The following is a 23,871-nucleotide window of genomic DNA, read 5'->3' on the forward strand; positions in this document are numbered from 1 at the left end:
CAAGTCCAATGCTGCATTATCCTATGTGACTGGGCTTTGACCTCCATGTTAAAAGCACTATATATGAAAGAAAACAACAGCCGTTTCCCTCCCGGATTCCTGTCTATGACTGACCTGCTGCACTTATTACATACCGAAACCACCCTGGATTAGATGTTGTCGTATTTATAGGTACCACTCAATTTCTTTCATCCCAGTTAGAAACCCCGCTCCTTCAAATGATGAGGCACAAGGATGTGAGCAGGCTGTTTCGCAGAACTAACGATATTCTCTGCCAGTTGTCATCCAGAGTCATTAGCGATCTATCTCAAACGTATCAGTCCATTTTTTGAGTAGCCCTTCTATGGCAATAAACTTGCCGATTCGCCCTGTCGTTATCCACTTTTCTACATACGATAAGAGTAAGCTTTAATGCAAGGAGGGATTCAGACATGGGTGAAGTAGGTTACGGTGGAGCATGGACATCCACAGGAGCGATTTTGGTATTGTTCATTTTGTTGGTAATTATTACTAAGTCTTTTCTGATCTAACAGCAGGTTAGCATCGCTTAAATCACAAATCGGCCTTCTTTCACGACATCGTGAGGGAGGGCTTTTTATGCAGAATGGGTGTTAGTCCAACATGTTGTCTGGCCCTGCAAGCATTGTTATACTTTACATACAGGGAGATTTTCCCTCAAGTATATGGCAATACGGATAGCGTATGACGTGGAAAAACAGAAATTAGCTGACCAAAATCAGGAGGATCACATGATGAATACGGCAAGCAGTCCATTTCAATTTACAACAGATACGGCGACTCTTTGCCTATTTGATACGCAAGCTCTTAAGCATCGTTTGGACGATGATCCGGATTGGTGGTCCATTGAAGAGGACGAGCTGGGCGAGTTGAACAAAGGAAATGTAGCTTTTTTGAATCTGGGAGCGGACGGGACCTATGAGGTTTTGATGACAGATCATATTGACAAGCCTACTGTGCGGCTGTTTTTGAAGGTTCCCTCAGGCAACCTGTTTATTGGAGCGGGGGAGGAAGCCACAAGTGGTGGACTGGAGCCTGAGTGTGCATGGGGAGGGACGTTCCTATCTGTGCAACCGGGACTTTATGAATGCATGGCAAGCAGAGAAGACAACCGTATTTACCTTTCTATAAAAAAAGGAAGCGAAGGCAGCAATAGCTTTACAGGTCTGATTCGACTGTAGATTGCAGAATCAATACGTGACGGCCATACATGCCGCCTGAACAGGTGGAAGCAGGAACAACCGAAGCCAGGGGAAATGGAAAAAGGCTATCCCCACAGCTTACAGATCCGTGAAGACAGCTCTTTATCATTCTATTGGCTATTGATACTTTACAATAATGGCATTGCTGATTTGGCGGCCGGGTGTGGTGAGATAGGAGCCGTTGTAATACAGCCCGCTGGAAGCACCGCCGTCCAGATTCATGGCCTGATAAGCGCCGGCCTGCTTCATCATTTGGGCGAGCTGCGGTATAGTCGCTCCGTTGGTGGTCAGGAGGATCAGCTTATGATCCCGACTCATTCCGAGTGCGCTGCGGGCGCCGCCGCCTGTTAATATTTTAGGGTCCTTGAAGCCTTCGGCTTTGACATTTAGGGAAACCTGACCGTTCGTAACCAGACGAGGCCCGGCTTGAAGGGCACCTTTAACACTGCCTTGACTTAAGCGTTGTTCAAAGGCAGAACCTGACACCAGCTCGGATAAATGGTTAGCATCGTAGGTGAAGACCGTCCGTTGGTCGCCGGAGCTCTTTTTCAACATCTTTCCATGGCTGACCAGGTAGCCGTAAGGCGTTTTGTAGGAGCTTTTGGTATAGGCATCAAAGAATGTACCGTTTATGGCTACAACCGCTTGATTACGTTTGGCGAGACTGCTTAAGTCTTCCACTTTACCAATGGTATCGCCTGCTAGAGCCACGTCTAGGCTTACCTTGGGATGGAGCATAGAGATGGTGACCACCTTAGCGGAAAAGGTACGAGACCCGACCTTGAAGCTTTTATGAGCCGTTGTAATGGGGGTAGTATTTCCGGGTAGCTTACCAGTAAGTACCGGAAGCGTGACGGACGTTGTACCCTGCTTAATGCGTACAGCTGAGGTTTCCTTTTGCCATGAGACTTGCAGGTTTAGATATTGGCTGACGAACTGCAAGGGTACATAGGTCGAACCATTATCGGTAAAAGGAGCGTTTTGCAAACGGACCGTCTGGTTATTCACTTTGGCGGTAGATTGTCCGGTGAATAATGTGATCCGGGTATTGCCTTGCGCGATCTCTATTTTTTTGTCCGCGGCAGTCATGTTGAGTGTGATCCCTTCATAGCTGTTCAGGAGACGGAGCGGGATGAAGGAGTGGTTACTTTGATCCACATAGACCAGCATAGGTGCTGGGGCAGCAGCGTAGATCGGGGTTACAAGTAATAGCAAGGACAGGATAACAAGTGCGGTGATTCTTTTCATGAATAGATCAATCTCCTTATGTAGTCTTGACACTTTACGAGGTGCTTGTAGTTATATCGGATTTTGTGAGTTGTAAATGTATGTTATACGAATGTTGAGTGTTTAACTGATATAGGAAGCGGGGTGGCTGGGGATGAGCAGGTATGAGACGAGACTTGAGGATTACCGTCGCAGAGAGCGCCCGTCTTATCGTGTGTTTGAAGGATTGCAGGAATTGGTGCATAGCGTGGGGCAACTGCATAATAACTGGTTATATGTGAATGTAGATCAATGGGATCAGGACCCTGTTCACACACCGATTTATTATTGGGATGAGCATTGGCTAGAGGAATGTGCAGAGGAGGGTACAGCCGTAACCAACGAACATGACGAGTCTATTCCCAAGTGGGTGCCAGATCGTCAGGTTCAAACCTGGTTTGAGTTGGCGACCTTCGAAAGTATTGTGGAAGTCCTTAAGGCTGCTGGACAGCCAGTGACGCTTCAGATGGTGATTATAGCGGTAAAATACTATGACAAGCACGATGCCTATCTGGACTATGAAGAGGTGAAGGCAGTGACAGACCTGTGGTCTGTGCTGACAAAGGTGAGAAACCACCTAGCAGAATGAACAAGCCTGTAGATCAAACGGGGCATACATACACTGGATGGGGGAAGCGAATGAGTTGGTTGGATCATGAAATGGCAGCAAAGTGGCGACAGGAAGGAAAAAGGTATGCTGCAGATGTGAATGAATTTGTCAGAATCGGTATGGAAAGCCAGTGGCAGCAGGAGCAGCCAGAGCCAAAGCAAGACGAACGCTCCAAACTGGCTGAAGATATTTTTCGTATGATTCAGGACGCAAATCAGGCAGAGGAAACAGAGCAGTTACGTCGGGAAATTCCGGCTGCATCCTGGCCGCTTACAGCAGCGTTTGAGGAGGCTTTGCAAGCCGTTAGGCCGATAGCTTTTATGAATGGAGGCAATGAAGTCATTCTACATGCGGGCAATCCTCGGGAATGTGGAATGATCTATGTGGCGGGAAAAGATAGAATCTTGCAAATCCCCGGACTGCATCGAGTAGGCTGTTCGCCAGACGGGACTTATTTTGCGTTGGTGGATGGACAGGGGATTCGTATTGTTCGTCAACCGGACTTAAATCTGCAAGGAGAAGAGACAGCACATTTTCAGTGGAAGGATATACAAGGACGCTTAAAAGCATCCATTCCTGATTTGGAGTGCTTGGGAGATGAAGAGCATCCAGAGGATATATTAGATGAAGTGATTCCGTTTGGCGATGGACAGCGAGTTCTGCTGGTATGCGGTTACGGCGTTTATTTGTTGGCTGGTGATCAGGTGGATTTGATCCATCCCAAGACGTCTGAACGAAGAGAACTAGAGCTGGAAGACACGATTGTGGATATGGCCCATGGAGCTGTGTCGAGGGATGGACGCTGGATCGCTTACGGTAGCCAGATGAGTGAGCATATGCTTATGGATCTGTCCGATAAGACGGTGCATACATTGGAGCCAAATTCTAGTTATCCGCATTATGCTGTATTTTCCAAAGATGATTTGAATGTCTGGTACAATGCCTGTCATTTCTACAACGGCGCCACCATTCAAGTGTCGATTGCTGAGGTGGATCAGGGTCTTGCTCAGAATAAGGAAGAGTGGCCGATGATAAATGAAGAAATGCGAGTATACGCTGCAACAGCACTGACGCAAGGATCTATTTTGGGTGATGCCTACGGTTATCTCCGTCTGATTGACAGGGAGGGGCGTGAACTTTGGCGCTATTTTGTCGGCAGTACGATATCCGGGCTGGCAGTTACACCCGATGAAGGCATGTTGGCGGTTGGAACGTATGGTGGTATGCTTCATTTGATTGATTTGCAGAGCAGCACGAAGGACGAATATAGCATTGGCACCGCTCTAATTCACGAGACAGAACGTTGGATGATCTGGCGTAACTATGAGCCGTTGCGCTGGTAATACTAATATTCCGCAAATGGTGATAAAAGCAAGTTCTGATAAGCTGAACTTAAAAGTGCAGTAACACATGAATACAATGCTATTTTCATATAGAGAGCATTTGGCATAAACCCATGATGCAAAATGCGAATAGAGAGGAAAGAGGTGTGAGGACATGGACAAGAAAGCGGATATTCGTACATCTATGAAGGAACTATTTGCACAGATGGATGAAGCCTTTTTTATGGATGTGGAAGAAAATGTACCGATTGAAATGCGTGATGGGAATGTCGACGAGGAGGGATGGATCAAGTGGAAGCCTCTCCCTTCACAGATTACTGAACAGGAAATTCGGGAGATGGAGGAAAAATACCATTTTGAGCTGCCGCCCCTGCTAAGGAGTTTTATCATGTCCTACCATTATGTATCTTTACAATTCGATAATGAATCCATTCCGGGAGTATACTGGAGCGATTGTACGTTTGTTGAGTTCCCGCGTCTGCCTGTAGGTCAAGGCTTAAAGGCATTTTATGATTTGATCGATCAATGGTCACCTCTGCTGTCAGCAGGCTACATTCCTTTTGCAATAGCAGAGGACGACCAAGGTCCCGTTTGTTTAAATGTAGGTAGCAGACATAAGGACGGCGATTATCCTATTGTTTGGTTCTTTCATGAGGACCTACAGCATTTGGATGAGGATGAGCTGCGGATCAGGAGTAATCTGCTTCCCCATGTACAAGGGCTGTTTCCCTCCTCTGTCGAAATGTTTAACGTGATGTTTAAACACATTAGACACTAGCGATTTCCTAAAATGTAATTTTACTGCTCAGCCAACCGAGATATTGACATAAAAAATGAGGAATGTTATAAAAAAGGTAGGCTAGCACTCGAAAGATGGGAGTGCTAACAAAGTAGAATCGTTTGCATAGCTCATATCTGCTGGCCTTACATAGGTTTACATCTGAAAGGAGATATCCGAATGGAGAAAAAACAGTTTCAGGCTGAGTCCAAGCGTCTGCTCGAAATGATGATTAACTCGATTTACACGCAAAAGGAAATTTTTCTAAGAGAGCTGATCTCCAATGCAAGTGATGCGATTGACAAAATTTATTATAAAGCATTGACGGATGATCAACTGGTCTTTGACAAAGAAAATTATTATATCAAAGTAACTGCCAATAAGGATAATAGAACGCTAACCCTGCGTGATACCGGGATTGGTATGACTAAGGAAGAACTAGAAAATAACCTGGGTGTTATTGCTAAAAGCGGCTCACTGGCATTCAAAAATGAAAATGAATCCAAGGATGGTCATGACATCATCGGTCAATTCGGCGTCGGCTTCTATTCAGCTTTCATGGTAGCAGATGTGGTTACAGTGACTACCAAGGCTTTGGGAAGCGATACTGCATATAAATGGGAATCCACAGGTGCGGACGGGTATACCATTGAGGCAGCTGAGAAGGACGAGGTCGGAACCGAGATTGTTCTGAAAATCAAAGCAAACACCGAAGATGAGTCCTACGACGAATATTTGGACGAGTATCGTTTAAAAGCACTGATTAAAAAATACTCCGACTTTATCCGCTATCCGATTAAAATGGATATTACAGGCAAGCGGTTGAAAGAGGGAAGCGACAACGAGTTTGAGGATTACGAGGAAGAACAGCGTATCAACAGCATGGTTCCGATCTGGAGAAAAAACAAAAGCGAGCTGACCGACGAGGATTATCAAAATTTCTATGCGGAAAAACGCTATGGCTACGACAAGCCGCTCCAGCATATCCATGTCAGCGCGGACGGCGCGGTAGTGTACCAAGCTATTCTGTTTATTCCTGAGAATATCCCGTTTGATTTCTACTCCAAGGAATATGAAAAAGGGCTGGAGTTGTATGCCAACGGTGTGCTGATTATGGAAAAATCCCCTGATCTGCTGCCGGATTATTTTAGCTTTGTCAAAGGTATGGTTGACTCCGAAAGCTTGTCACTCAACATTTCCAGAGAAATGCTGCAGCATGACCGTCAGCTGAAGCTGATTGCCAAAAATATCGAAAGCAAAATCAAAGGCCAATTGCTGACCTTGCTCAAAAATGACCGGGAGAAATATGATCAATTCTACAAATCATTTGGCAGACAATTGAAATTTGGTGTCTACAACGATTACGGCAGACATAAAGAAACTCTGCAGGATCTGCTCATGTTCTACTCTTCTACAGAGAAAAAGCAGGTTACTTTGGACGAATACGTATCACGTATGCCAGAAGATCAAAAGTATATCTATTATGCTTCCGGCGAGTCCAACGAGCGTATTGAAAAACTGCCGCAAACCGAAATGGTGGCTGACAAAGGCTACGAAATTCTGTACTTCACTGATGATATTGATGAGTTCGCTATTAAAATGCTCTTAAGCTACAAAGAGAAAGAATTCAAATCTGTATCAAGCGGCGATCTGGGCATTGAGCCTGACGAAACTGAGAAAGAAACAGAAGCAGAACAAAACGACAACAAAGAGCTGTTCGAGTACATGAAGGGCTTGCTGGAAGGCAAGGTATCCAGTGTTAAAGCCTCTAAGCGCTTGAAGACACATCCGGTATGTCTGTCCGCAGACGGCGAGGTGACGATTGAGATGGAAAAAATCTTGAACGCCATGCCTAATAACGCTGATGTCAAAGCGAATAAAGTGCTGGAAATCAACATAAACCATGCCGTGTTCAATTCTTTGAAAGAAGCTTTTGCCGAGGATAAGGAGAAAGTAAACCTCTATACGGCATTACTGTATAATCAGGCTTTGCTGATCGAAGGCTTGCCACTGGAAGATCCAGTTGAATTCACGAACGATATTTGCAAAATCATGGTTTAACAAGCTTTATTACTATATAGAGCCGTTCCCGTACTGGGAGCGGCTTTATTTATCATAAACGTTTCCTAAAGCTTCATGATAGACCATATAGCGCTTACAGAAGAAGGGATGGGCCCACACATTGCCGATCATACTCAATACAAAGGAGGGCAATTATATGAGTCTGGATCAAGCCAACCAGGAACTCCAAAATTTAGACCGTTTAGAACGAAGTGAGCTTATACAGTTAGTAGAAAAAATCATCAGAGATGAGGGAACAGAAGAGGAAATCGACAGTATGTTGACCATAGTGATGCAAAATACGCCTCATCCGGGGATCAGTAATTTGATCTACTGGGATGATCGTGATTTGAGTGCGGCAGAGATCGTAGATGAGGCATTACGCTATCAGCCCATCATTTTACCACCCCATGAATCTTCTCCATAGGATGTGGAGGGGTGGTCTTTTGTTTAGAAATAAGATAGTATTAATTCTTTAGGGCTATGAGCATTATATTCAAAAAAACTTCCGTTAAACGTGTGCTGACTTCCCTGGGGTGTATGGGGTAATAGTTGTTTTCTGTTCACTTTACGGAGTTTTATGCCTAATTTTGGGTTTTGTAAAGTTTTTGTGACATGCTCCTGTGAATTTTGACACAGCAAATTATCGTTTTTCTTGATTATTTGGTGGGATGTCTTTATAATCATTTTGTTTGCAAGAATGATTAGCGATTAGCGTATGGAATAAGGAGGTTATTTATTTTGGGAAAAGCATTGATTATTGGCGCCGGTGGCGTGGCCAGCGTTGTGGTGCATAAATGTTGCCAAAACCCAGATGTATTTGAAGAAATTTGTATCGCAAGCAGAACTGTTGAGAAATGCGATGCGCTTAAAGAGAAGCTGGGTGGAGGTCGTACGAAGATTCAAACGGCTCAGCTTGATGCTGACAACACCGACATGGTCATTGACTTGATTCGAAGCTTTCAACCGGATGTAGTTATCAATGTGGCTCTCCCTTATCAGGATTTGACGATAATGGATGCTTGCCTTGAGACAGGTGTTCATTACGTTGATACGGCGAACTATGAACCGCCGGATACGCCGAAGTTTGAATACAGCTGGCAATGGGCCTACAAAGAAAGATTCGAAAAAGCAGGAATTACAGCTCTGCTGGGCAGCGGTTTTGATCCAGGCGTGACTGGAGTATTTACGGCTTATGCTCAAAAGCACTACTTTGATGAAATTCATACGATTGATATTGTGGATGCGAATGCAGGGGACCACGGATATCCTTTTGCAACTAATTTTAATCCGGAAATCAATATTCGTGAAATTACGGCGAAGGGCCGTTACTTTGAAAACGGAGAATGGATTGAAACTGAGCCACTTTCTGAGAAAAAGGTATACGACCTTCCTGAAATTGGACCGAAAAATATATATCTTTTGTACCATGAAGAACTGGAATCTCTTGCAGTGAATATTAAAGGCGTGAAAAAAATCCGCTTCTGGATGACGTTCTCGGACAATTATCTGAATCATTTGAATGTACTTCAAAACGTAGGCATGACTTCGATCGAGCCTATTGATTACGAAGGACAACAAATCATTCCACTGCAATTCCTGAAGGCTATTTTGCCAGATCCGGCTTCTCTGGGTCCAAGAACAAAAGGCAAAACAAACATTGGTTGCATCATCCAAGGTGTGAAAGATGGAAAACCAAAAACGTATTATGTTTACAATGTTTGTGATCATGAGGAATGTTATGCAGAGGTTGGCTCCCAAGCCATTTCTTACACCACTGGTGTTCCTGCCATGATCGGCGCCATGCTTATCATCAAAGGTCTCTGGAAAAAACCAGGCGTTTACAACGTTGAGGAATTTGATCCAGATCCATTTATGGAAGCCCTAAATAAACACGGATTGCCATGGCAAGAGAACTTTACGCCAACGTTGCTTGATTGAGGTCTGCGATGAATATTGATATTACAGGACTTCCATCACCTTGTTATCTTGTTGACGAAAGACTTCTTGTCAAAAACCTTGAGGTTTTAAATTCCGTTCAAGAACGGACAGGCTGCAGTATTTTGCTCGCTCTTAAGGGATTTTCGATGTTTTCGACCTTTCCTCTGGTTGGCAAATACCTAAAAGGGGTAACCTCCAGTTCGTTGTTCGAGGCTAGACTTGGTCGCGAAAAAATGGACAAGGAAGTTCACGTATACGCACCTGCTTATGTTGACAGTGAATTTGATGAGCTATTGGAGTATGTTGACCATATTGTTTTCAACTCCTTTGATCAACTGAAACGCTACAAAAGCAGAGTGCAAGGCGTAACTTCCAAAAAAATCGACATCGGCATTCGGGTGAATCCGGAATATTCGGAAATCGAAACGCCGTTGTATGATCCTTGCTACAACAACTCCAGAATGGGTGTGACTCTGGCTAACTTTAGACCTGAGGATCTGGATGGCGTGGACGGTATTCATTTTCATACGATGTGTGAACAGAATTCAGATACGCTAGAGCGCACCATTAAAGTCGTGGATGAGAAATTCGGGCCATACATTAAGAACATGAAATGGCTTAATTTCGGCGGCGGTCACCATATTACCAGAGAAGACTATGATCTGGACACGCTGGTACGCTGTATTCAATATTTTCAGGATAAATATGGTGTGCAGGTTTATCTGGAGCCAGGCGAAGCTATTGCTTTGAATACTGGATATCTGGTGGCTACTGTATTGGATACGATGAAGAACGGAATGGATATTGCCATTCTGGATACTTCGGCTGAATGTCATATGCCTGATGTGCTGGCTATGCCTTACCGCCCGAATATCATTGATGCAGGCAAACCTGGTGAGTATGCACATACTTATAGACTTGGTGGGCTTACGTGCTTGGCCGGAGATGTAATTGGTGACTATTCCTTTAAAGAGCCATTGAAGCCGGGAGACAAGCTTGTATTCTGCGACATGGCCCATTACACGATGGTCAAAAACCACATGTTCAACGGAGTCAACCTGCCAGCCATCGCCAGCTACAACGACGAAGAAGGCATTAAGGTAATCCGTCAGTTCTCCTACGAGGACTTTAGTTCTCGTTTGTCGTAAGAAATAGATGTGATCTAAATGACTGTACCGAAGAATGAATGAACTACAAAAGCCTCGCCCCTTGAGAAAGGGGTGAGGCTTTTTGGTGTAGTTAGGATTTTTTAGTTTTTATATGTGCCTGTTGCATGTATCCAATACGACAACGGGCATTAAATAATGATTCACTACTTGAAAAGTTACATAAATTTAATTAGTCTACCTTACAGCTTCAGAAGAGACTTTATAGTCAAATATATGTCCTCCAGGTTGAAGTCCTGGAAAAACCTCGACGGCTAGGTAGTATTCTTTACCTTTTTCAAGTTCTACATCTAAAGAATATTGACCATCTCTTGAACGTTTCATTTTACTACCAGTATTATCGTAAACAGTCATCTGCAACCAGGAATCTGAATATCTGTCTCCCTGAATTGTAAAATGAGCTTTTTGTGATTCAAAAGCCTTGATTTTATATACATCGTAGGCTTCCCAGACTCCAGGCACTCCCTCTGCACCAAGTCTTCCGATAACAGCATCACCTATAAAATAGTAGTTAGCCTGTTCAAAACTATCATTTGGTTCCTGTTCATGATATTCAAGTGCAGAGGTGAGAGTTGATTCCTTTGCGGCTGGTACGGAATTTGTTTCTTCCGCTAATGCGACACCAGCAGAAGTACTTAGCATAAGTGCAAAACCTAATGAAGCCAACAACGCTTTTTTCATGAATAAGAGCCCTCTCTTTTTTGGGATTTATATTCATTTATATGAATATATTAGTAACTGTTTCTGAGTTAATTGTATATCAATCACCAGGAAATTGGAATAATAAAAAGGAATATTTATCAATAAAATAAATATAATAGAATATTTTGTTACAGAATTTCATTTTGCATGTTCACAAGTTTGTCCCAGGAGTTCCGTTTAAAGGTCACATTTCTTGGAGGAAAATATATATGGTATACTCTTTAGATTAGGAACAAACTTGGACATGACTTGGGAAATAAATTGTAACGATAGGCAGAGGTGAATTGCACATGTTCGACCCGACCGTTTTTGATAATTTAAAAGTGGCTATAGAAAATGCTGTTTACGATCTGGATAATTTGGATTCACGTATTGACATTACACAGCGGATCGACAGATTGGAAATGTCTGTGATGTCACGTGAATTTGCTGTCCAATTCAGACTGAGAGAACACCCGAGTGTGACAGCAGAGGTTCAACTAAAGGCGGATTTAAACAACTTGGCTGCGGAAATTTTGGAAATCAAAGATCAAATTCCGGGATGTGTCTTGTTGTTGAGTTTTTACATGGAAATTCGTGATATTGAGTCACAATGCAGCCGGATTGAAAATATACTGACCGAAATTTGGAAGCCCGATCTTCGACCGGTACAAACGCTTAGTCAGATTTACGGAGAGAGGACATCTACATACCAAAACAGGATTGAACTCCGATTTTCCAGACAAATTAACGAAGATCAGATGGAAGACATTCCAGAGCTGTTGGAACACATATTGCTGACGCTTATGGAATTAAACAAGGTCTAAAGGGTTAGGACCGTAATGTAAATAACATTAGTAGACCAACAAGTTAACGTTAGAGGAGTTGAAAGTATAAATGAATGAACTTGAATTCTCTCAAGTATATGCGATTATGGAGGCTTCTTTTCCTGAAACGGAATGCAGGACATTCGAGTCACAGAGGGCTCTTCTTCATCATCCGTGTTATCGTTTACTTACCAAAAAAGACGAACAAGGGCAAACAATAGCTTTTTTGGCGGGCTGGGAGTTTACAGATTTTCGGTTTGTAGAGCATATTGCCGTAGATTCGGCTATACGGGGTGGCGGGTTAGGTAAAGAGCTTATGAGCAAGTTTATTTTACAGTCCGGTAAACCGGTAGTGCTGGAAGTTGAGCCACCAGTGGATGAATGGACTCAGAGAAGAATTGGTTTTTATGAACGTTTGGGGTTTCATCTGAACCATTTTGACTATGTACAGCCCCCTTTAAGAAAAGGACAGGCTGATCTGCGGCTTCAAATTATGAGCTATCCAGGTGCGTTGGCTGAACAGGATTTTGCTCCGTGTAAAGAGATTTTATATACCGAGGTCTATGGGTTAAATAAGAAGACTATATAGCTAAAGGTACTTCATTATCGTTCATGTTTTGTCCATACCATTACCAATTCTTTCTCGTCAGTTTCGGCATCCACAGATTCTGCTTGAACGGTAAATCCATTTTTAGTATAAAAGTTAAATGCTTTCGTGTTTGACTGATACACCTTTAATTGAATTTCGTCATGCTGCTTTTTCACCCAATCTAATAGTAGCTTGCCATAGCCCTTTCTTTGAGAATCAACACGTATAAATAGAGCCGCCAAGTATCCATCCAACATGGAAACGAAGCCGCCAATGCTATGATCATCTTGTATGATAACGTAGTTTTGAGCGAGAGGAAGGTACCTGTTTTCCATCTCGGTAACTTGGGATGTCCAATACTGCGGAGCAATAAAATGATGGGCTTCTATGGAAGCATCTAGCCAGATGGCTGCCAACTCGTTGAGCTCTTCCACATTTGCGGGTCTAATCGACATCGTGTCACCTCTTCACAGTACAGTATGTAATCTTATAGATGATGTTGAAATAAAAAAGACCGTCCGAGGACGGTCTTTTTACCCGTGGCGCTTAATTAAAGCTTTGATCCGTATCCCGCGCCTCCGTCAACTCTGTAAATTAGAGAATAACGGACCGGGTAAGGGATACGCTCAACATGTGATTATTGATGTTGACGCACCTCCTTTCCTGATGAATCCATTTTACCATATTTGGTTTGTGATATCCAGTGATTTTCTTATATTTACGGGAATGATTCATAGAAAATATAAGATAAAAATAGCTTGATTTTATGTTCTATGGAAGATATAATCTAAATTACCGTGATTGAAAAACATCGGTGTGAATACATAATATGCGGTCGTGGCGGAATTGGCAGACGCGCACGGTTCAGGTCCGTGTGGGCTAACCCCCCGTGGAGGTTCGAGTCCTCTCGACCGCATCATGCCTAACATTTACAGGTTCTTGGATTGGCTGGATGCCACCAAGAGCCTGTTTTTATATGGGTAAGATGCGTGTACTATTATAACTATTTTATTTATACTGAAATATATATTTGATATAATCCTTTGCACTCTGATTAATGTCTTCGTCACTTGCTTGAAACGAGGCTCCAAAGACAGCGAAATAGGGTAATGTTATGGCGCCAACATGTACTGCGCTTGCTTTAAAAGGTGCTATAACTTCATCAACAGTGAAAGAAACGGAACCAGTAGGTAAGTAATTTTCTTTTTTATCGCCAATGGACATGGCTATCCCTAGCTTCTTTCCTTTTAACTTATCACCTTGTGAACCATAAGCCCATCCGTGAGTAAAAACATCATCGAACCACTTTTTTAATAAAGGTGGGTAACTATACCAATATAAAGGGAATTGAAATATGATATTACTATGTGTTTCAAGTAACTTTTGCTCTCTCAAAACATCAATGCTCCAGTTTGGATACTCTTTATAAATCTCATGAATAGTAATTTCATTGGTATACTGAAGTAATTCTTGTTTCCATCTTTGATTTACTCTGGAATCTTCAATATTCGGATGTGCTAAAATCACGAGAGTTTTCATCATAAATCACCTTTCTTACATAGCATCATTTGTTTTTTGTTGGTACGTCTTATTATTCTGTACGCTATAAAAAAAGTAAATACACACAATAAAGTAATATAGTTACTAGAAAGTGTGCATGGTACTTAGAGTAAATATATGGGATTATAGAATTAATCAGATCAACTTAGTTATTTTAGCGTTGAAGAGGTGGTCGTATGAAACAATATAATTTAGGCATAGAAGCAACACTTGAGATCATCGGAGGTAAGTGGAAATCCTTAATCATATGCTTACTAATGTCTGGTAGAAAGAGGACAAGTGAATTACAGCGCAGTATTCCAGGCGTTTCTCAAAAGGTTCTTATACAGCAGCTCCGTGAACTTGAGAAGGATGGCATCATTGGCAGACATGTGTATAATCAGATGCCTCCAAAAGTGGAGTATTATATAACGGAATATGGTATAACAGCAAATGAAATAATTGATTTAATGTGTTCTTGGGGAAGAGCTAATATCAAAATAAGACAACAGCAAGGAGAAGATGTGATGTTGTTAGAATATGATTCAAAATGAATAGTGGAGTAAAAAAGCGTTATAGACTACGATGTTTGCGGCGGTTTTCTTCGGCTGCCTTCAAGTGCTATGTTATATGTTGAGCCACAAGCTGATTTGCTATATAGTAATGACTGGACAACCATTCCATCCATATTAAATGAATGCCAAAGTAGGGGGACCATTTACAATGATTATTAAACCGAAAATTCGTGGTTTCATATGTACGACTGCACATCCTGCAGGATGTGCGGCTCATGTTAATCGTCAGATCAACTACATCAAAGACAGTACATCAATACAAGGAGCTAAAAAGGTACTTGTGATCGGAGCATCTACTGGATATGGGCTGGCTTCTCGTATTGCTGCGAGCTTTGGGCTGGGAGCGGATACCATAGGGGTATCCTATGAACGTCCCGCATCAGAGGGGCGCACGGCTTCAGCAGGCTGGTATAATACAGTAGCCTTTGAAAGAGCGGCCAGAGCAGCTGGCTACATAGCAGAAAGCATTAATGGAGATGCTTTTTCTCATGAAATTAAGCAGGAGACATTGAAGCTGGTAAAGGAAAAGCTGGGCAAGGTAGACCTGATTGTGTATAGTGTCGCTTCACCGCGACGGACACATCCCGATACGGGTGAAACTTTTAATTCCGTTCTCAAGCCTATCGGACAGTCTTTTTCTAATAAAACAGTGAATACGAATACAGGTGTCGTATCAGAAATTACGCTGGAACCGGCTACGCAGGAGGAAATTGAGAACACCATCACGGTAATGGGTGGCGAAGATTGGTCCTTGTGGCTAAAAGCGTTGGAAGAAGCTGATCTGCTGGCTGAAGGGGTAACCACACTGGCTTACTCGTATATTGGTCCCGAAATTACGGAGGCTATCTATCGTAAAGGAACCATTGGCCAAGCTAAAAATGATTTGGAAGCTACAGCACATACTCTAACAAAGCAACTGGAACGTTATCATGGAAAAGCCTACGTTTCTGTGAATAAAGCTTTGGTTACACAATCCAGTTCGGCTATTCCAGTCGTACCATTGTATATTTCTTTGCTGTTTAAGGTCATGAAGGAAAAGGGACTGCACGAGGGATGTATTGAGCAGGCACAACGTCTGTTCGAGACGCTATACAGTGGGTCCACGGTGGAAACGGATGAAGAAGGACGCATCCGTCTGGATAACTGGGAAATGAGAGACGATGTACAGCAGGCTGTCAAAGCAGCTTGGTCCGAAATTACTACAGAAAATGTATCTGAATTGGGCGATCTCGAACAATACCGTCTGGATTTCCTCCAATTATTTGGATTCGGGTTTGATGAAATTGATTATGAATTAGATGTTAACCCAGAGGTAGACACGACTTCATAAGTGAATATGTGTAAAATAAAAACGGGTACTCTCAAGCGATGCAATTGGCTTAAGAGGCCCGTTTTTTTATATTCTAGCAAAATACAAGTTGCACTCGTTTCATTAACAGCATTTATCGAGAATTAGACGTGGAAAGCGACTTACGGTGCAGCAAGCGAAAAACGGCAATGGTAATGATAATCCCTGCAATGCCAAAGATTGCAACAGAAGTCAGGGCCCGGTAAGCTTGCCAGCCGAACAAAAATGCAATACCACTGCCAAACGTTGTACCTGCCAGTAACCCAAGTGCGCAGGCAATATCCGTTCCAAATTTCATAAACATGTTCCTTTCGAATGTATAAATTAAAAAGTAACTTGTACTTTTTCTCTGGACTTAGACACACACTTGTGCGTACAATTAAATAGTAATCGTTTTCAAACGGAATCTATTAATCATTATGTATCATTCTTGTGCAAATTATTCCTTTTTCAGGAGGCTGATGAAATGAATATGAATGAACAGATCAAGCTGTGGAACGAAGAGGCGCAGGCTAGTAACGCTGATCATCCTCACCGAAAGGTTGAATTGTTTATTGAGGTACGAGATGGAGCATTGGAGGCTGTTGTTCCTTATTTGAACCAACAGGATTATCGTCATGTAACTCTGGTAGAAGATGAGCATACTTCGGTTGCGGCTGGAAAAAAAGTAGCTGAGCTGATCCGGGAGGCAGGTTTGACAGTTGATGTAGTCCGTTTACCTCCGAATGCTGTAGGGGATGTCATTGCTGATGAAACCTACATTATGAAGGTGCTGCTGGGTGTGGCGGATAAGAGTCAGGCTGTACTTGCTGTAGGTTCTGGCACGATTCATGATCTGGTTCGCTTCGTATGTTATAAAATGAATCGTCCCTTCTTGTCAGTACCGACGGCTGCTTCGGTGGATGGTTTTACCTCCGCAGGCGCACCACTGATTGTGGACGGCAGCAAGCAGACATTCCAAGCAGTTCCGCCAGAGGCGATCTTTGCTGATTTGTCCGTGCTGGCAAATGCGCCACAGACGATGACTGCTGCAGGTTTTGGCGATATGCTTGGTAAGTTCACCTCACTAGCGGACTGGCATGTTTCCAGAGATTTGGGAAACGAGCCGTATTCGCCCGTGGCTAATCGCATTACCGAGGAGGCTTTGCGTGCCTGTGTAGAGCATGTCGATGAGATTTCGGCAGGCAGCAAGGCTGGTGTCGAGGTATTGATGAATGCGCTGATTGCATCCGGTATTTCGATGCTGATGATAGATCATTCCCGTCCAGCGTCAGGGGGAGAGCATCATATTTCCCACCGAATTGAAATGGATTTTATTGCAGAGGGACGCAAGCAAGTTTTGCATGGTGCCAAAGTAGGCGTAGCATCCGCATTGCTGTCTGACCTGTACAGGGATTTAGCATCCAGCCAGGATGTAGAGGCTTTTAAGGTGTATCAGGCTTTGCCTACGTCGGAGCAGATGCGTGCATGGCTGGCTCAGGTCGGAGGTCCATCTACCATTACCGAGCTTGGGGTTACGGAGGAACAGCTTGCTCGTGCATTGCGCACGGCTCATACCTTGCGTGATCGCTATACTGGGCTCAAGTATATGAACGAACATCAATTGCTTCGTTCGTAATGTGCAACATCTATACAAATTGTCCTTAGATATTCGGCCAGTTATGTGTGGCAAGGAAGGGATAAGTGAATGGGTTTACATTTCCGACAGCAATACGACGATATCCTGTTCCTGTAACATTTGTATGTACAAATGAACGGTATGCTATAATCGTGGAATATGAACAGGTACACGATATTGCAAGTACGGAGGAAATTATGGCGCCCAAATATATACAAGTTAAACAGGAAATTTTGTCCTGGATTCATTCATCCAAACTGGAACCGCAAAGCCAGCTTCCATCTGAGCATGAAATGTCTGAACAATTTGCTGTTAGTCGGCAAACGGTGCGTCAGGCGCTGGGTGAACTGGTGCAGGAAGGATGGCTGTTTCGAATGCAGGGCAAGGGAACCTTTGTCGCGACACGTGACAGTAAACAGCCCGAAGATCCAAAGATTATTGGAGTCATTACAACCTATATTTCGGATTATATTTTCCCTTCCATTGTACAGGGAATTGAATCCAAATTGAGTCGCCAGGGCTACAAGATGCTGCTGTCAAGTACAGGTAATGACCCTGAGCAAGAAAGTCAGTGCCTGGAAATGCTGTTAAGTCAACCGCTGAGCGGAATTATTATTGAACCGACCAAAAGTGGAGAGCGTAACCCCAATCTGAACTATTATTTAACCGTGGAAAATCGCCAAATCCCTTATTTGATGATCAATGCGCGTTATGAGGAAATGGATGCGCCATGTCTGCGAGTAGATGATGAAAAGGGTGGTTTTTTGGCGGCCGAGCATCTGATTAAGCTGGGACATCGACGCTTGGCTGGATTTTTCAAAACCGATGATATGCAGGGGATTCTTCGTATGAAGGGATTTGTGGCCGCTCACCGCAAATACGGAGTGACATTACACCCGAACGCAGTAACGACTTACCGGACAGAAGAAAAAAATGAGATTCCGCTACAACGTGCGTCGAGGCTGCTGGCGATGGAGGCGGGAGAGCGTCCTACTGGATGGGTGACCTATAATGATGAGTTGGCTGTTCGACTCCTGGATATTGTACGTTCGGCGGGTCTGAATATACCCAATGATCTATCGCTGGTTGGGTTTGATGATTCGTTTTTGGCGACAGCAACAGAAATCAAGCTAACGACAATTCGGCATCCAAAGGAAGAATTGGGGTTACGTGCTGCCGATACCATGCTGTCGATGATTGAAGAGAAGGGGTACCATGAAGAAGATCGTCAGTTAATTCTACCGCCTGAGCTCATCGTTCGTGAATCTACAGGGCCTGTCCAGGTCATGCCTGGAGAACACTAGGCTGGGAGATCAGTCACTTTTATTACTTAACATGTAAGGACAGGTTAGTAAGTATACAGCTGTAACGCTTCATATTTGATGGGCATGGTTCTCGCCATACCGAACAGTCTGTTTTCTGGATTGCAGAAATAGACTGTTATTGTTATATCTTTTCTGAAAATAAGTACATAAATCTATCGAAAAAACATAAAAAGGTTAGCTAAGTTGTACGTACAACTATATAATGAAAGCAGAACCAAGAATAAAGGGTCAATGCAATCGGTCTGTAACCGTTCTCTGTTGGTCGACACTAACCTGACAGGGCTTATTGTCGGGTATACGTTGCTGACGTAACCGGACGGGAATTTATTTAAGGTTGCAGCTTCCACCCAAACTCCTGCGCTGGGTGCGGCCATGTTCGCAGCAGTGGCTGCGGGAGCTGAAACTGGAGGATACAATGATATCATCGAAGCAGCGCGTCATATGGCACGTGTACGGGACGAGAGCTTCAAACCGATCCCTGAGAACGCGGCCGTGTATGATAAGCTGTACGAGGAATACTGCCGTCTTCATGACTACTTTGGACGTGGAGCAACCCTGTGATGAAAAAGCTAAAGTCCATTAAGGAAGAAGCGGGACGTTCAACTGAAGCGGTAAGCATTCATTCTTAAGATACTGATAAAATATAAGCAAGAAATATTTAAATGCTCTGTTATCTAAAAAGCACAGTACACCGAGGAATCGGTAGACTGTGCTTTTTGCATTTTATATTCTGTGAAATTACATGATGTGAAAGTCTCAGCGAATGAAAGATGGTAATGCGTTCCTTTCAAAGACTTTCATGAAAATTACAACCATTTCTCTTTTACGGACATTTTTACTTTTTCAGCATGGCATCAGCAAACAAAATGGATTTTGGAATACGGAAAAACTGTTCCGCCTGATCCTGGAAGGTTTGCGAAGGAACGGTACCCTGATGCAACCATTTCCGAAATGTACCGGGGTGAACGCCAATCCAATGACTCACATCGGTCACCGAAATATCATGTACCATGCATAGACCCGCCAAAATCCGATTTTTAACCGGAGAACGAGTCACAGTCCGTTTCATAAAACGGGACGGCGCTGGTTGACAGATGAGTGGTGAACGCCGGACAACCTCTTCATTAAATAGGATATGGTGCGGATAACCAAGTGTATTACATGTCTTTTCCAGATTAGTGTTGCCGGGAATGCGACCTTCATATACCCACGCACTGACACTACGGGAGGAAATGGAAAGCTCCTCGGCAAGTTGGGACAGTTTAATGTCATTAGCCATCAAAACGGCAAGCAAAACGCGATTGCGTACTTGACAGCGTGTTGGTTTACGAAAACGTTTGACACGCACGCCTTTTCCCAAATATTTGCGATTGATCAGAGACCACGCCTGAATGGAATGTTTATCTTGTTGTTTAGGCATATACCCTCCGATTTTTTTAAACACATACTACTATACCCGAAGGGGGGTTTGCAAGTGGCTCCTCTCCTGATTTTCTTTTAATCCCATGGGCTTAACCGGTTTATGGAAAATAAGGTCCATTTGACCTATAAAAATGGAAGTTTAAGGTGTCGATATATTAAAATGTGACATTTTTAATGGAAATGGAGGTAATATGTTCTTCTCTTACGATTGTAAGGATGTACAGAGAGAAAAGTGGGTCCTTGCAGCCCAACATGCATTTTTTTGACGAGAAAAAGGGAGGTTATACAGCTAGATGATTTGTAAAAAGGTAGTGGTATGGTTTCTGACGGCGATTTTAGCGATTAACACCTTGCTGTGTCTGCCTGTTGTAGCAAGGGCAGAAAAACAAGATGCAACGGGCGGGATACAACAAGACCATGCAGGTTTGGTACAGGAGGAACAGCTTTCTGATGGAACGGTTTCTTTCAAACCGCCCACTTCTGCGACAAACAGTGTTTATGACGCACTCATGATGAGTTTGGCAGCGGTGGAGTATACGTCAATTGTTATCGAACCTGGGGAAACCTATGAATTCGAGAATACAGATACGATCAGTAAGTCCATATATAGCAACGCTTCTCAATCAAAAGGCATTTTGTACGATAGTGTAAGTTACAAAGAGGACGGAGACATCAGCACTGTCCATATGGACTATGGCATAAGCCCCATTGGTGTTCCTGGGGGAGGCACAGCGTTTATTACGAATACAGGAACAGCAGCATTAACCGTAAAAGTAACGGACGTCTTCACCTACAGTACATCGGAGGACCCGGCACTAGAGCGAGTTACGGTCTCTAAAAATGAAAGCTATCGGATTGTGAATGAAGGATGGACTGCCCGTTCGATTCAGCATGATGGGTCAAATGCAGACAATCGCCGTTTTGATTACGCAAAATACAAGGCAGACGGAACTTTATCCGCATCTGATCTTAATAGCATTGCTCATCCCTCTTTGGGTGATGGCGAGGAACTGATTATTACAGGTTCCACTGCCAATGCGGTTACCTTCGGATTTCCATACGGTAAATACAGTATAGAAAGCACCGGCGAGCCGGCTTATGCGCGGGTTACCCTAAATCAGGGGGAAAGCTACCAATTTATCAATGTGGGAACCCGATTGGATACGGTGGAAAGTGACGGTACATCTAAAGATAAACTTGATTATGTTGTTTATCTGGCAAACGGAACAGAGGCTTCACGCGGCAGTGGCACTACGGCGAAGCCGCAGATTGCTGTGGACAGATACGCGGTAATTACCCAGGTCACTGCAAACCCGGTGACATACGGGGCTCCGTATCGCAATTTTATTGCCCGTCCAGTGGGTGGAGATGCAATCAGCCGTGTGGAGCTTGAGGTAGGCAAGAGCTACATTTTCCACAACAATGGTACGCTGATGAATCCGATCTACAATAACTCCAAAAAGGTAGGAAGCTTGTTCGACTATGCTATTTACAAGCCGGATGGAACGGTAAATTCCTCTGGTTTTAACAGCCAGTCTGGTCCCATGATCCCGCCTTCGGGATATGCCATTGTGACTGTGATTGGTCCGAATCCTATTATCTTTGATTATACAGATGATTTTTCCTGGGAAACGAGTAGCCATCCTGCTTTCTTGCGGGTAACACTTTCGAAAGGTGAAAGTTATGCTTTTACCAATATTAGTGATCATTTGAGGAATCTGCACAGCACAGCCAAAACTGTTAAAGGAAAATTTGATGTGGTCCTGTATAAAGCAGATGATACAGAGCAATCCAGGCGCAATACCGGGAACTCAACCTTTTTGGTTGGCGCAGGTAAAAAGGCTAGTGTGACGGTAACCAGTGACACGCCAATCACGTTTGGGGGTATCTATCGGAGCTTTAAGGCCAGCGAAGATGATAATGGTATTGGGCAAACGACGCTGGAGCCGGGAGATTCGTACATTTTCCGCAATCATGATAGCAAATCGAATTCATTGCGGCATGACAAAAGTAGTGGAAGTGCACGCTTTGATTCGGCAAGCTATCGAGGGCTTCGTTTACTGACATCAGATCATTTCAACAATACAGTGGACCCAGAGATTGTTGCGGGCGGTGAAGCCATTGTCACCAATGTATCCGATCGGCCAATCACCTTTATTTACAGCAGTAAGGTAGAGGCTATGCTTAACGCACAGGCAGCCTTCCATCGAATTACATTGAAACGCGGTGAAAGCCGGAAATTTATAAATGTTAGCACTTTGGACAAGGCCCTTGACGTCATTTCGGTCAACGGTATGAAATGGAATTACATTAATTATAAGGCAGATGGGACAGTGTACAGCCAGGCTAAGGATACAACTCAATTGCCATTGGTACAGGCCGGAGGTTATGCCATTGTAACGACGGTTTCGGATGTGCCAGTGACTTATGGAGCTGTATTAGGAATATTCGATGTTGAGGCTGCCGAGGTGCCAACAGGCAATCAGGTTACCATCAAGCAGGGAGAAAGCTATGTATTCCATAATATTGGCTCACAGGCTTCCTCATTAACCACAGATGCTTCAGACACAAGCCGTCTCTATGACTATGCCATGTATGGAGAAGGTAGCGGTGTGAATTCCAAGGTGGATAGAGCAGGTATGAGTGTTTCATTACCTGAGATCTCACTTGGAGCAGGAGGTACACTTGTTGTAACCGTCACTTCGCCGCAAGCTGTAACCATTCATTTCAACAATGACATTAAAGCAGATCCAAGCACAGAACCAGCATTATTAAAAACGTCTTTGTCTGGCGGCAAACAGGAAGTATGGATCAATCGCGGGAACCAGGAAGCACCTGTTTTGACGAATGCGAAAGCAACGGGTGGAACATATCAGTTCACTGTTGCAGATCATGCTGGAAAAGTGATTCGTGAACATAAAGAGGCGACAGACACTCAACAGCAAGTGCCAGCTAACGGAAATATTCATCTCGCCGTAGCTGCAACTACTCCTGCTGTTAACTTTGGAGCGCCTTATCGTGTGTTTGCTGTAAAAAATAACGATGACAGCAAGCTGGACGAGCTAATTGAGCTTATAGATAAGGAAGTTGACTTTACGGTAGGCCAACAAGGGAAATATCGGTTTACACCCAAAGAAGACGGGATTTACCGTTTTGCGATGAAGGAGAAATCCAACTTTGCTGCGCAGCAGCCAATTCTAGCCTTGTTTACGGACCCTGATTTTAGTAGTCAGCTTGTCTCCTCAACTGAGCAAGCACAAATATATGGTTGGGATTACACGGTCTTAGAGTATGAGATGAAGGCAGGTCAAACGGTTTATGTGAAGCTGTCAGAAATTAATAGCGGTGCATTGCAAACTGTAATTAAGGCAGCCCATATGGCGCTTGGCAAAGATACTTCATACGAATACGGCAAAGGAAACCGACTGAATAAAGTTATCTTATTCACCGGTGATCAAATTCAATTGGATTATGATTTAAACGGAAACATCATTAAACGGACAAAAAAGGTATTTCCTTTTACAGATTAAAAGGATGTCTTGGCTTCGAAAAAATATAACAG

Annotated in this window: 22 protein-coding genes, 1 tRNA gene and 1 pseudogene; 18 read left to right on the forward strand and 6 right to left on the reverse strand. The window is 43.5% G+C overall.

The annotated features are described in order from the left end of the window. Positions 1 to 431 precede the first annotated feature (431 nt). Positions 432 to 530: a hypothetical protein gene (locus ACYCS5_RS23360; RefSeq protein WP_014599622.1), complete on the forward strand. Its 99-nt coding sequence runs from the start codon at positions 432 to 434 to the stop codon at positions 528 to 530. A gap of 222 nt (positions 531 to 752) precedes the next feature. Continuing rightward, the gene (locus tag ACYCS5_RS23365) at positions 753 to 1,199 is read left to right on the forward strand and encodes a DUF6386 family protein (RefSeq protein WP_459760194.1); all 447 of its coding nucleotides are present in this window, start codon (positions 753 to 755) and stop codon (positions 1,197 to 1,199) included. 138 nt (positions 1,200 to 1,337) lie between these two features. On the opposite strand, the gene ACYCS5_RS23370 is transcribed toward ACYCS5_RS23365, so the two are convergent. After that, on the reverse strand, positions 1,338 to 2,468 hold the full coding sequence (locus ACYCS5_RS23370) for a phosphodiester glycosidase family protein (protein WP_459760195.1): 1,131 nt from the start codon (positions 2,466 to 2,468) through the stop codon (positions 1,338 to 1,340). Positions 2,469 to 2,601: 133 nt separating this feature from the next. Here ACYCS5_RS23370 and ACYCS5_RS23375 point away from each other — a divergent pair, with 133 nt between their 5' ends. From ACYCS5_RS23375 to nspC, 7 genes are all read left to right on the forward strand, one after another. After that, positions 2,602 to 3,075, forward strand: coding sequence for a DUF7716 domain-containing protein (locus ACYCS5_RS23375; protein ID WP_029516659.1), 474 nt, complete (start codon positions 2,602 to 2,604; stop codon positions 3,073 to 3,075). A gap of 50 nt (positions 3,076 to 3,125) precedes the next feature. After that, the gene (locus tag ACYCS5_RS23380) at positions 3,126 to 4,439 is read left to right on the forward strand and encodes a WD40 repeat domain-containing protein (protein ID WP_029516660.1); all 1,314 of its coding nucleotides are present in this window, start codon (positions 3,126 to 3,128) and stop codon (positions 4,437 to 4,439) included. A 154-nt stretch (positions 4,440 to 4,593) separates the two neighbouring features. Further along, on the forward strand, positions 4,594 to 5,217 hold the full coding sequence (locus ACYCS5_RS23385) for an SMI1/KNR4 family protein (RefSeq protein ID WP_069012174.1): 624 nt from the start codon (positions 4,594 to 4,596) through the stop codon (positions 5,215 to 5,217). A 180-nt stretch (positions 5,218 to 5,397) separates the two neighbouring features. Further along, positions 5,398 to 7,278, forward strand: coding sequence for a molecular chaperone HtpG (htpG, locus tag ACYCS5_RS23390; RefSeq protein ID WP_459760196.1), 1,881 nt, complete (start codon positions 5,398 to 5,400; stop codon positions 7,276 to 7,278). Between the two features lie 157 nt (positions 7,279 to 7,435). Beyond that, complete coding sequence (locus tag ACYCS5_RS23395; protein WP_449291694.1) at positions 7,436 to 7,705, forward strand: bacteriocin immunity protein; 270 nt, start codon at positions 7,436 to 7,438, stop codon at positions 7,703 to 7,705. A gap of 314 nt (positions 7,706 to 8,019) precedes the next feature. Further along, the gene (locus ACYCS5_RS23400) at positions 8,020 to 9,219 is read left to right on the forward strand and encodes a saccharopine dehydrogenase family protein (protein WP_016819676.1); all 1,200 of its coding nucleotides are present in this window, start codon (positions 8,020 to 8,022) and stop codon (positions 9,217 to 9,219) included. A gap of 8 nt (positions 9,220 to 9,227) precedes the next feature. Next, the gene (gene nspC, locus ACYCS5_RS23405; protein WP_029516665.1) at positions 9,228 to 10,367 is read left to right on the forward strand and encodes a carboxynorspermidine decarboxylase; all 1,140 of its coding nucleotides are present in this window, start codon (positions 9,228 to 9,230) and stop codon (positions 10,365 to 10,367) included. A gap of 195 nt (positions 10,368 to 10,562) precedes the next feature. On the opposite strand, the gene ACYCS5_RS23410 is transcribed toward nspC, so the two are convergent. Next, on the reverse strand, positions 10,563 to 11,066 hold the full coding sequence (locus ACYCS5_RS23410; protein ID WP_341039181.1) for a hypothetical protein: 504 nt from the start codon (positions 11,064 to 11,066) through the stop codon (positions 10,563 to 10,565). A 311-nt stretch (positions 11,067 to 11,377) separates the two neighbouring features. On the opposite strand from ACYCS5_RS23410, the gene ACYCS5_RS23415 reads away from it, so the two are divergent. Further along, on the forward strand, positions 11,378 to 11,893 hold the full coding sequence (locus ACYCS5_RS23415; protein ID WP_341039182.1) for a hypothetical protein: 516 nt from the start codon (positions 11,378 to 11,380) through the stop codon (positions 11,891 to 11,893). A gap of 70 nt (positions 11,894 to 11,963) precedes the next feature. After that, positions 11,964 to 12,482 (forward strand): GNAT family N-acetyltransferase, encoded by a 519-nt coding sequence (locus tag ACYCS5_RS23420; RefSeq protein ID WP_342446122.1) that lies wholly within the window; start codon positions 11,964 to 11,966, stop codon positions 12,480 to 12,482. 14 nt (positions 12,483 to 12,496) lie between these two features. Here the strand turns inward: ACYCS5_RS23420 and ACYCS5_RS23425 are convergent, their stop codons facing one another. After that, on the reverse strand, positions 12,497 to 12,937 hold the full coding sequence (locus ACYCS5_RS23425; RefSeq protein WP_449291696.1) for an N-acetyltransferase: 441 nt from the start codon (positions 12,935 to 12,937) through the stop codon (positions 12,497 to 12,499). Positions 12,938 to 13,313: 376 nt separating this feature from the next. On the opposite strand from ACYCS5_RS23425, the gene ACYCS5_RS23430 reads away from it, so the two are divergent. Then, positions 13,314 to 13,398, forward strand: a tRNA-Leu gene (locus ACYCS5_RS23430). A gap of 92 nt (positions 13,399 to 13,490) precedes the next feature. Here ACYCS5_RS23430 and ACYCS5_RS23435 read toward each other — a convergent pair. Beyond that, entirely contained in the window at positions 13,491 to 14,021 is a 531-nt protein-coding gene (locus tag ACYCS5_RS23435) for an NAD(P)H-dependent oxidoreductase (RefSeq protein WP_029516670.1), read from the reverse strand. Between the two features lie 197 nt (positions 14,022 to 14,218). On the opposite strand from ACYCS5_RS23435, the gene ACYCS5_RS23440 reads away from it, so the two are divergent. Both ACYCS5_RS23440 and fabV read left to right on the forward strand, forming a co-directional pair. Next, on the forward strand, positions 14,219 to 14,575 hold the full coding sequence (locus tag ACYCS5_RS23440; RefSeq protein ID WP_029516671.1) for a winged helix-turn-helix transcriptional regulator: 357 nt from the start codon (positions 14,219 to 14,221) through the stop codon (positions 14,573 to 14,575). A gap of 169 nt (positions 14,576 to 14,744) precedes the next feature. Continuing rightward, positions 14,745 to 15,926, forward strand: coding sequence for an enoyl-ACP reductase FabV (gene fabV, locus ACYCS5_RS23445; protein WP_341071873.1), 1,182 nt, complete (start codon positions 14,745 to 14,747; stop codon positions 15,924 to 15,926). A 112-nt stretch (positions 15,927 to 16,038) separates the two neighbouring features. Here the strand turns inward: fabV and ACYCS5_RS23450 are convergent, their stop codons facing one another. Next, entirely contained in the window at positions 16,039 to 16,242 is a 204-nt protein-coding gene (locus ACYCS5_RS23450; RefSeq protein WP_069011059.1) for a hypothetical protein, read from the reverse strand. A 168-nt stretch (positions 16,243 to 16,410) separates the two neighbouring features. Between ACYCS5_RS23450 and ACYCS5_RS23455 the strand changes: the two genes are divergently transcribed. The 3 genes and pseudogenes from ACYCS5_RS23455 to ACYCS5_RS23465 form a co-directional block, all read left to right on the forward strand. Further along, positions 16,411 to 17,562, forward strand: coding sequence for a sn-glycerol-1-phosphate dehydrogenase (locus tag ACYCS5_RS23455; RefSeq protein ID WP_459760197.1), 1,152 nt, complete (start codon positions 16,411 to 16,413; stop codon positions 17,560 to 17,562). A 197-nt stretch (positions 17,563 to 17,759) separates the two neighbouring features. Next, positions 17,760 to 18,866, forward strand: coding sequence for a substrate-binding domain-containing protein (locus ACYCS5_RS23460; RefSeq protein ID WP_459761335.1), 1,107 nt, complete (start codon positions 17,760 to 17,762; stop codon positions 18,864 to 18,866). 267 nt (positions 18,867 to 19,133) lie between these two features. Beyond that, positions 19,134 to 19,516: pseudogene (locus ACYCS5_RS23465) on the forward strand (ribulokinase); the annotation flags it as partial. A gap of 206 nt (positions 19,517 to 19,722) precedes the next feature. Here the strand turns inward: ACYCS5_RS23465 and ACYCS5_RS23470 are convergent. Further along, a complete protein-coding gene (locus ACYCS5_RS23470; RefSeq protein ID WP_007429779.1) occupies positions 19,723 to 20,307 on the reverse strand; it encodes a helix-turn-helix domain-containing protein in 585 nt (194 codons plus the stop codon). 295 nt (positions 20,308 to 20,602) lie between these two features. On the opposite strand from ACYCS5_RS23470, the gene ACYCS5_RS23475 reads away from it, so the two are divergent. Then, a complete protein-coding gene (locus ACYCS5_RS23475; RefSeq protein WP_459760198.1) occupies positions 20,603 to 23,839 on the forward strand; it encodes a hypothetical protein in 3,237 nt (1,078 codons plus the stop codon). Positions 23,840 to 23,871: the final 32 nt, after the last annotated feature.

It is taken from the genome of Paenibacillus sp. SEL3 (assembly GCF_054602585.1).

What these genes read in the sequence shown, in the direction of transcription:
- ACYCS5_RS23455 (WP_459760197.1), top strand. Translation starts at nt 16,411, where the DNA reads ATGAATATGAATGAACAGATCAAGCTGTGGAACGAAGAGGCGCAGGCT.
- ACYCS5_RS23475 (WP_459760198.1), top strand. Translation starts at nt 20,603, where the DNA reads ATGATTTGTAAAAAGGTAGTGGTATGGTTTCTGACGGCGATTTTAGCG.
- htpG (WP_459760196.1), top strand. Translation starts at nt 5,398, where the DNA reads ATGGAGAAAAAACAGTTTCAGGCTGAGTCCAAGCGTCTGCTCGAAATG.
- ACYCS5_RS23385 (WP_069012174.1), top strand. Translation starts at nt 4,594, where the DNA reads ATGGACAAGAAAGCGGATATTCGTACATCTATGAAGGAACTATTTGCA.
- ACYCS5_RS23415 (WP_341039182.1), top strand. Translation starts at nt 11,378, where the DNA reads ATGTTCGACCCGACCGTTTTTGATAATTTAAAAGTGGCTATAGAAAAT.
- ACYCS5_RS23365 (WP_459760194.1), top strand. Translation starts at nt 753, where the DNA reads ATGAATACGGCAAGCAGTCCATTTCAATTTACAACAGATACGGCGACT.
- ACYCS5_RS23435 (WP_029516670.1), bottom strand. Translation starts at nt 14,021, where the DNA reads ATGAAAACTCTCGTGATTTTAGCACATCCGAATATTGAAGATTCCAGA.
- ACYCS5_RS23450 (WP_069011059.1), bottom strand. Translation starts at nt 16,242, where the DNA reads ATGAAATTTGGAACGGATATTGCCTGCGCACTTGGGTTACTGGCAGGT.
- ACYCS5_RS23375 (WP_029516659.1), top strand. Translation starts at nt 2,602, where the DNA reads ATGAGCAGGTATGAGACGAGACTTGAGGATTACCGTCGCAGAGAGCGC.
- nspC (WP_029516665.1), top strand. Translation starts at nt 9,228, where the DNA reads ATGAATATTGATATTACAGGACTTCCATCACCTTGTTATCTTGTTGAC.
- ACYCS5_RS23460 (WP_459761335.1), top strand. Translation starts at nt 17,760, where the DNA reads ATGGCGCCCAAATATATACAAGTTAAACAGGAAATTTTGTCCTGGATT.
- ACYCS5_RS23440 (WP_029516671.1), top strand. Translation starts at nt 14,219, where the DNA reads ATGAAACAATATAATTTAGGCATAGAAGCAACACTTGAGATCATCGGA.
- ACYCS5_RS23360 (WP_014599622.1), top strand. Translation starts at nt 432, where the DNA reads ATGGGTGAAGTAGGTTACGGTGGAGCATGGACATCCACAGGAGCGATT.
- fabV (WP_341071873.1), top strand. Translation starts at nt 14,745, where the DNA reads ATGATTATTAAACCGAAAATTCGTGGTTTCATATGTACGACTGCACAT.
- ACYCS5_RS23425 (WP_449291696.1), bottom strand. Translation starts at nt 12,937, where the DNA reads ATGTCGATTAGACCCGCAAATGTGGAAGAGCTCAACGAGTTGGCAGCC.
- ACYCS5_RS23470 (WP_007429779.1), bottom strand. Translation starts at nt 20,307, where the DNA reads ATGCCTAAACAACAAGATAAACATTCCATTCAGGCGTGGTCTCTGATC.
- ACYCS5_RS23370 (WP_459760195.1), bottom strand. Translation starts at nt 2,468, where the DNA reads ATGAAAAGAATCACCGCACTTGTTATCCTGTCCTTGCTATTACTTGTA.
- ACYCS5_RS23420 (WP_342446122.1), top strand. Translation starts at nt 11,964, where the DNA reads ATGAATGAACTTGAATTCTCTCAAGTATATGCGATTATGGAGGCTTCT.
- ACYCS5_RS23380 (WP_029516660.1), top strand. Translation starts at nt 3,126, where the DNA reads ATGAGTTGGTTGGATCATGAAATGGCAGCAAAGTGGCGACAGGAAGGA.
- ACYCS5_RS23410 (WP_341039181.1), bottom strand. Translation starts at nt 11,066, where the DNA reads ATGAAAAAAGCGTTGTTGGCTTCATTAGGTTTTGCACTTATGCTAAGT.
- ACYCS5_RS23395 (WP_449291694.1), top strand. Translation starts at nt 7,436, where the DNA reads ATGAGTCTGGATCAAGCCAACCAGGAACTCCAAAATTTAGACCGTTTA.